The following is a 7653-nucleotide window of genomic DNA, read 5'->3' on the forward strand; positions in this document are numbered from 1 at the left end:
CGGGGGGGGGGGAGCCAGTCGCCGGCGCTGCCGGAGGTGAGCGCGGAGGACCTGATCGAGTCCGTCCTGACGGTCCAGCCGCAGGCGCTCGGGGGAACCGTTCAGGTGGAGAACGACCTGGGGCTCCCCACCATCCCCGGGCTCGAACTCCCGGCGGGTGTCGGCTCGGGGGCGAGCACCGCGCAGGTGTGGTCCGACGGCGGGGAGCGTTTCCGGCTGGCGGTGCGCGGCCGGGGAGGTGATGACGTCCTCGTCGGCGACGGGCGGAGCGTCTGGACCTGGAGCTCGGAGGAACGCACCGCCACCCGGACCGACATCGGCGGCGGTACCCACCGGGACGCCGGGGGGCACCCGGAGCTGACCGAGACCGATCCGGCGTCGGTGGCGGCCGAACTCACCGCCCTGCTGCGGGAGGACAGCAGCATCGCGGTGGACGGTACCGCCGAGGTCGCCGGTCGCGCCGCGTACGAACTGGTCCTCGCCCCGTCCCCGGACCAGCGCAGCCTGGTGCGGGAGGTGCGGATCGCCGTCGACGGCGACACCCGCATGCCGCTGCGGGTGTCGGTGCTCGCCAACGGGACGGAGGCCCCCGCGTTCCAGGTGGGGTTCACCGAACTCGACCTGGGTGAGCAGGACGAGTCCCTGTTCGAGTTCGACCCGCCCGCCGGCTCGCTCGTCGAGGAGCAGGAGGCCGGGACGTCCGTGGAGGAGTCCCCGCGCGCCATGCCGGAGGGCGTGGAACCGGCGGATGTCGTGCCCACCCTGCACGGCGAAGGCTGGGAGAGCGTCGTCATCGCCCAGTCCCCGATCGGGTTGTCCCCCGAGGACCTCCAGGACGCCTTCGACGAGTTCGGGTCCGACGAGTGGGACGAGGACGAGCTGGCGGGGATGAACCCGGCCGAGCTGCTGGACCAGGTCGGGGAGCGGGTGACCGGAGAGTGGGGCGAGGGCTACCTCGTCGAGACCAGCCTGCTGACCGTGCTGCTCGTCGAGGACGGTCGGGTCGCGGCCGGCGCGGTGCCCGTCCAGGTCCTGACCGAGGCGTTGGCGGCCCAGCGGTGAGGACGCGCGACGCGGTGGTGGCGGAGGGTTCCGCCACCACCCCCTCCCAGGACACGCCGGGTGCGCCGGTCGAGTACGCGGCCCGCACCAGGGGACTGCGCAAGGTCTACGGCAGCACGGTGGCCGTCGACGGCGTCGACCTCGACGTGCCCGCCGGCTCGGTGCTCGGCATGTTGGGCCCGAACGGTTCGGGCAAGACCACCACCATCCGCATGCTGCTCGGGTTGACGGCACCCACCTCGGGATCCGTCGAACTCCTCGGCCGGCCGCTGCCCGAACGGGCCGGTGACGTGCTGCCCGCCGTCGGGGCGATGGTCGAGGGCCCGGGCTTCTACCCGTTCCTGTCCGGGCGGGACAACCTGCTGCGCTTCGCCGCGATGGAACCCCTGCTCCCCAGCGGTTCCGTGCGGGCCGCCGTGACCGACGCCCTGGAGCGGGTGGGGCTGGCCGACGCCGCCCGCCGGCGGTACCGGGGCTACTCGCTGGGCATGAAGCAGCGGTTGGGGCTGGCCGCCGCGCTGCTCGTGCCCCGCAGGCTTGTGGTTCTGGACGAACCCACCAACGGGCTCGACCCGGCCGGGACCAGGGAGATCCGCCGGATGATCGGGGAGCTGCGGGGATCGGGGACCACGGTCATCGTCTCCTCCCACCTGCTCGCCGAGATCGAGGCGGTGTGCACGCACGTGGCGGTGCTGAGCCGGGGCAGCCTGCTGGCCCAGGGCGACCTGGCCACCCTGCTGGAGGCGGGCGGGCCGGCCCTGCTCGTCACCACCCCGGACCGTGATGCCGCGGTGGCGGCGCTGCTCGCCGAGGGTGTGGCGGCGCGGCGCTCGTCCGAGGGGGTCCGGGTCGAACTCGCCGGGACCTCCGCTCCCCGCGTCGTGGCCACGCTGGTCAGGTCCGACGTCGAGGTGCACGAGGTCCGCCGCGAACGCGCCGGCCTGGAGGACTTCTTCACCCAGCTCACCGAGGGTGTGAGCGCGACGACCGAGGGAGAGGGACCGTGACCGCGCTGGACATCGGCCCGGGACGTACCGCGACCGGCTTCGCCCCCGACTCGGACTTCGGAGGCACGCGGTCCGGGCGGACCACCGCCCCTCTGCTCCGGGTACTGCGATCGGAGATCACCTGGGTGCTGCGCCGCCCCCGCACCCTGATCATGATCGGGCTGATCACCCTGATCCCGGTGCTGATCGGGGTGGGCATCGCACTGTCCGACGACGTGTTCGGCGGCGGGATCGTCGCCCTGCTCTCGGGCAACGGCCTGCTCCTCCCGGTGGCGTCGATGGGAATGCTGCTGACGATGGCGCTGCCCGTCGCCGCCTCGTTCACCGCCGCCGACGCCTTCGCCGGCGAGTCCGCGCACGGCACCCTGCGGGCGCTGCTGCTCGCTCCGGTCAGCCGGGGGCGGCTGGTCCTGGTGAAGTCCGTCGGCGTCCTGGCCGCGATCACCGTCACGATCCTGGTGACGACCCTGGTGGCGGCCGTCACCGGTCTGGTGCTGCTCGGTGGGAGCGGCTTCCTGACGCTGTCCGGTACGACGCTGCCGTTCGGCGCCGGGCTGGGCAGGGTGGCGCTCATCGCCGGGTACGTGGTGCTCCAGCTGGCCGCGTTCGCCTCCCTGGCGCTGGCGCTCTCGGCGTGCACGGAACACCCGCTGCTCTCCCTGGTAGGGGCGATGGGGGCGCTGATCACCTTCCAGATCGTCGGCATGATCCCCGCGCTGGGCTTCCTCTCCCCCTACCTGCTGACCACCGGCTGGCAGGAGGCGCTCATGGAGGCGTTGCGGGACCCGATGGCGCTGGACGTGATGGGGGAGTCGTCGGTGCGGGCGCTGTGCTACCTGCTGATCGGCCTCTCGCTGACCACGCTGCGGGTGGTCACGAAGGACTCGTGAACAGGCCAGGTCGGCCCCGGGGGCACGGCACGAAGGGGCGGCGGGAGGACGCGGCAGGACCGGTCGCGCGGAGGGGACGCGACCGGAGCACCGGTCCACCCGCCTCGGGAAACCGCCGCCCCGCCCCGCGCGCCCGCCTCACCCGACCAGCACGGCCACCGCATCCGGGTCGAGGGTGAGCCGGACCCGCTCCCCCACCTCCGGCACCCCGGCGAAGGGGGTGCTGGCCTGCACCTCCCCCACGTCGGCGACCCGCACCACGAGGCGGACGTGGTCACGCTGGTGCACCCGCCGCAGCACCTCCCCGGTGGCCTCCCCGCCGGTCCCGTCGCCCCGCCCCCCGTGGCTGACCCGCACCGCCGAGGCCCGCAGCCCCAGCCGGACCGTCCCGTCCGGCACGTCGCCGGGCACCCGGACCCGACCGAGGACCGACTCGGCCCACCCGCCGCGCACCGTCGCCGGCACCAGCAGGGAACAACCGAGGAACCTGGCCACCCGCTCGTCCGCCGGACGCCGCCACACCCGCTCCGGGCCGTCGACCTGGCGGATCTCGCCCTCCGACATCACCGCGACCCGGTCGGCGAGGGTGAACGCCTCGTCGTGGTCGTGCGTCACCACCAGTGCCGTCGTCCCCGTCTCGGCGAGCACCCGGGCCAGGTCCACCGCCAACTGGTCCCGCAGCTCGCGGTCCAGCGCGGACAGCGGTTCGTCCAGCAGCAACAACCGGGGGCGGGGCGCCAGCGCCCTGGCCAGGGCCACCCGCTGCTGCTCACCGCCGGACAACTGGGTCACCCGCCGCCGCTCGTAACCGGCCAGGCCCACCAGCTCCAGCAGCTCGGCGACCCGCGCGTCCCGCACCGCCCGGTCCACGCCGGCCATCCGGAGGCCGAAGGCCACGTTGCCGGCGACCGTGCGGTGGGGGAAGAGCTGGCCGTCCTGGAACACCAACCCGAAGGCCCGGCGGTGCACCGGGGTCCCGGCCAGGTCCACGCCGTCCCAGCACACCCGCCCCTCGGCGACGGTCTCCAACCCGGCCACCGCGCGCAGCAGGGTCGACTTGCCGCACCCGGACGGCCCCAGCAACGCCAGCACCCCGCCGTCGGGCACCGCCAGGTCGACCGACCGCACCGCCAGCACCTCGCCGTAACGGACCGTGAGCCCCCGCACCGTGAGCGTCACGACACCCCACCTTCCTCCCGTCGCCGGGACCTCGTCCCCGCGAGCACTCAGGGCGCGGCCCCGCCCGATCCCGAAGGCCCCATCAGAACTCCCCGACCGTGTCGGAGCGGACCCTGATGCGTTCCACCAGCGCCACCACCAGCGCGGTCACCACCAGCAGCACCGTGCAGGCCGCGTAGGCGGCGAGCGTGTTCAGCTCGCCGGGCCGGGAGATGAGGCGGCTGATCGCGACCGGGAGCGTCATGGTCTCTGGCCGCACCAGGAAACTCGTCGCGCCGAACTCGCCCAAGGCGATGACGAAACCGAACCCCGCCGCGGTGACCAGCGAACGTGCCGACATGGGCAGGTCCACCGCCGACCAGACGCGCACCGGGCCCGCCCCGAGCGTCGCCGCGGCCTGCCGGAGCCGGTCGTCCACCGACCGCAGCACCGGCAGCATGATCCGGATCACCAAGGGGGTGATCACCAACGCCTGCACGAACGGGACCAGCACCGGGGAATCCCGCAACCCGCTGGGCAGGGCGGACAGGGTCACCAGGTAACCGAAGCCGACGGTGACGGCCGACACTCCCAACGGCAGCATCATCACCGTGTCCAGCAGCTGGGTGGCCCCGGCCCGCCTCGTGCGGGCCAGCACCACCGCGGCCAGGCCGCCGAGGACCATCGCCAGCACCGTCGCGTCGACCGCCGCGCGCACCGAGTTCAGGGCCGCGTCGAGGACGGAGATCCGGAGCACACCACCCTCACCGCCTCCCGCCAGCGCGCGGTACCCGTCCAGGCCGAAGCCGGACGAGGTGGCCAGCGACCGCCAGGCCACGGCGACCAGCGGAACCAGCAGGCCCACCAGCACGGCACCGGCAGCGGCCACCACCACCCAGTCCCCACCGCTGGGCGGTCGGGTCGTCTCCGCGCTCGACCGCAACGCCAAGGCGCCCTCCCGGCGGCGGCGCGCCGCCGCCCCCACGGCGAGGGCCGCGACGACGGCGGCCAGTTGGAGCAGGGACAGCGCGGCGGCACCGGAGAGGTCCAGCAGGTTCACCGTGCGCAGGTAGATCTCCGTCTCCAGCGTGCGGTAGCGGGCGCCGCCGATGACGAGGACGACGCCGAAGCTGGTGGCGCAGAACAGGAACACGACGGCGGCCGCCGAACCCAGGGCCGGGCGCAGCGCCGGCAGGGACACCGAGGTGAACGCGCGCCACCGGGAGGCGCCCAACGCCCTGGCCGCGTCCTCGGCCCGCCGGTCGAGATGCGCCCACAACCCGCCCACGGTGCGGACCACCACGGCCACGTTGAAGAACGCGTTCGCCAACACGATGCCGGCGAGGCTGCCGTCCCCCAACAACGCGCGGAACGCCAACCCCACCACCACGGTGGGCAGGACGAAGGGCACCGTCACCAGGACACGCAGCAGGCCCCTGCCCGGCACCGCCAGCCGAGCCGTGACGTAGGCGAGGGGCAGGCCCGCGAGGACCGCCACCACGGTGGCCGCCGCCGCCTGCCCCAGGGTGAACCCGACGAGCTGCCAGGTCTGGGCCCTGACGAGCATGTCGGACACCCCGCCCTCGCCCAGCCCCCGCCCGATGATCGCGAGCACCGGCCAGGCGAAGAAGAAGACCAGGAACGCCAGGGGCAGCACCGCCAGCCCCACCAGCCCGATCCGCCGCCGGGTCGACGCCGGCACCACCCCCGTGCCCGGGGGGCGGGGTTCCCGGGAGACGCGGCTCATCCCAGGACCAGGTCCCGCCACTCCGAGACCCACTCGTCCCGGTTGCTCTCCACCTCGTCCGCCGGGAGGGTCACCGAGTCCTCGGGCAGTGGTGCGGCCTCCCGCCAGGCTTCGGGCAACTCGACGTCCGCGCGCACCGGGTAGACGTACATGTACTCGGCCAGCTGCGCCTGGAACGGCTCGGACAGCAGGAAGTCCACCACCGCGCGCGCGTCCTCGGGGTTGTCGGTCCCCGCGAGCACGCCCGCGTACTCGACCTGCTGGTAGCAGGTGCCCAGCAGCGCCTCCGTCCTCGGCGTGCCGTCCTCACCGATCTCGGCGGCCGGCGAGGACGCGTAGGACACCACGATCGGCCGGGGGCCGTTCCCCGACGACCCGGAGAAGTCCTGGGTGTAGGCCTCGGTCCACCCCCCGGTGACCCGCACCCCGTTGTCCCGCAGACCAGCCCAGTAGTCCCGCCAGCCGTCCTCCCCGGCGTGGGCGATGGTGGCCAGCAGGAAAGCCAGTCCCGGCGAGGACGTCGCGGGGTCCTGCACGACCAGCAGGTCCTGGTAGGCGGGGTCCAGCAGGTCGTCGAGGCCGGTGGGCGCCGGGACGTCGGACTCGGCGAACCACTCCCGGTCGATGTTCAGGCACACGTCTCCGACGTCGACCGCCGTCAGCGCGTCCGAGTCGGCCACCCGGTAGTCGTCCGCGCCCTGCTCGGCGTGCGGGCTCCGGTAGTCCTCGAACACCCCCTCGTCGAGGGCCCGCCCCGCGAAGGTGGAGTCCACGCCGAAGGCGACGTCGCCGATGGGGTTGTCCTTGCTCAACACCAGCGTGTTCGTCAGTTCGCCCGCGTCGCCGCTCTGCCGGATGTCCAGGTCGATGCCCGACTCGCGTTCGAAGGCGGCGACGACCTCCTCGTCGTAGGTGAAGGAGTCGTGGGTCACCAGCACGACGGAACGGGAGCCGTCGGACCCCTCGTCGGAGCCGCCCCCCACGACGCTGCACCCGGCGGTGAGGACCACGGCGGCCACCAGACCGACCGCCGGGCCCCGCTGGCGGACCCGATCGGCGCGTGTGGAGAACGCACCCGCTGAACTGGTGACTCCGAACATTCGACCCTCCCGTGACGTGGGCCGGGCGTGGGCCGCCGTCCACCCGTCACGCGGGGCCTCCCTGCGCCGGCATGATCCGGATCAGGTGATGGGAGGAACCGGGTTCCTCCCGCTGGACGGTCGAGGGCTTCGTCGTGGCCCGCTGACGGGCCACGCCCTCCTCTCAGCCCGGCGCACCGGACTCCCGTGGCGGCACACACCCTACGCCGACGCCGGACCGCAGGTGGGCACCCGGTCCGGGTAACGGCCCTTCGTCCGGCGGGGGTCACCCGCCGCGTCCGTCCGGCGCGCCGTGGGCGCGGCCGCGTCGTCCCGTCAGCGGACGTCCACCCCGTGCCCGCGCCCCGGTGCGCGGCGCCCACCCGCACGGTGCCCCCGCCCGAACCCTCGGGTCCCGCCCTGACCGGTCGCCGAGGCCGGTCACCCCGACCCGGTCCCTCCGCTCGCCGCCGGACGGCGACGCGGACGCACTCTGGTGGGCGTACCACGCCGAGGGCGGTGGCCGGCCCGGGCCCCGGCCGCACCGAATCCGCCGGCGCACCCCCGCCCGGTCCCACCATGTTGGACGGGCGTCCGCTCCCCTGCCCGCGACCCCCACGACGAACTAGCCTGGCCGCCGGGTCGGGCCTGAACCGGGAGGACGTCGTCGTTCGGCCCCGAGGCCCCGAGCCCCCGCCGAGTGGGCACCC

General features: G+C 74.3%; 6 protein-coding genes. 3 read left to right on the forward strand and 3 right to left on the reverse strand.

The features are described 5' to 3' along the window. The 3 genes from ACTIDRAF_RS0225045 to ACTIDRAF_RS0225055 all read left to right on the forward strand — a co-directional run. The coding region (locus tag ACTIDRAF_RS0225045) for a LolA family protein (protein ID WP_016701404.1) at positions 1-1062 on the forward strand (1062 nt) is incomplete at its 5' end. After that, positions 1059-2069, forward strand: coding sequence for an ABC transporter ATP-binding protein (locus tag ACTIDRAF_RS0225050; protein WP_425359135.1), 1011 nt, complete (start codon positions 1059-1061; stop codon positions 2067-2069). The genes ACTIDRAF_RS0225045 and ACTIDRAF_RS0225050, both read left to right, overlap by 4 nt. Then, a complete protein-coding gene (locus ACTIDRAF_RS0225055) occupies positions 2066-2959 on the forward strand; it encodes an ABC transporter permease (protein WP_016701406.1) in 894 nt (297 codons plus the stop codon). The genes ACTIDRAF_RS0225050 and ACTIDRAF_RS0225055 overlap by 4 nt, the downstream gene beginning before the upstream one ends. 138 nt (positions 2960-3097) lie before the next feature. Here the strand turns inward: ACTIDRAF_RS0225055 and ACTIDRAF_RS0225060 are convergent, their stop codons facing one another. The 3 genes from ACTIDRAF_RS0225060 to ACTIDRAF_RS0225070 form a co-directional block, all read right to left on the reverse strand. After that, complete coding sequence (locus tag ACTIDRAF_RS0225060; RefSeq protein ID WP_016701407.1) at positions 3098-4138, reverse strand: ABC transporter ATP-binding protein; 1041 nt, start codon at positions 4136-4138, stop codon at positions 3098-3100. Between the two features lie 82 nt (positions 4139-4220). Next, positions 4221-5864: an ABC transporter permease gene (locus ACTIDRAF_RS0225065; protein ID WP_016701408.1), complete on the reverse strand. Its 1644-nt coding sequence runs from the start codon at positions 5862-5864 to the stop codon at positions 4221-4223. Beyond that, the gene (locus tag ACTIDRAF_RS0225070) at positions 5861-6964 is read right to left on the reverse strand and encodes a thiamine ABC transporter substrate-binding protein (RefSeq protein WP_016701409.1); all 1104 of its coding nucleotides are present in this window, start codon (positions 6962-6964) and stop codon (positions 5861-5863) included. The genes ACTIDRAF_RS0225065 and ACTIDRAF_RS0225070 overlap by 4 nt, the downstream gene beginning before the upstream one ends. Positions 6965-7653: the final 689 nt, after the last annotated feature.

It is taken from the genome of Actinoalloteichus spitiensis RMV-1378, assembly GCF_000239155.1.
Classification (GTDB): Bacteria; Actinomycetota; Actinomycetes; order Mycobacteriales; family Pseudonocardiaceae; genus Actinoalloteichus_B; species Actinoalloteichus_B spitiensis.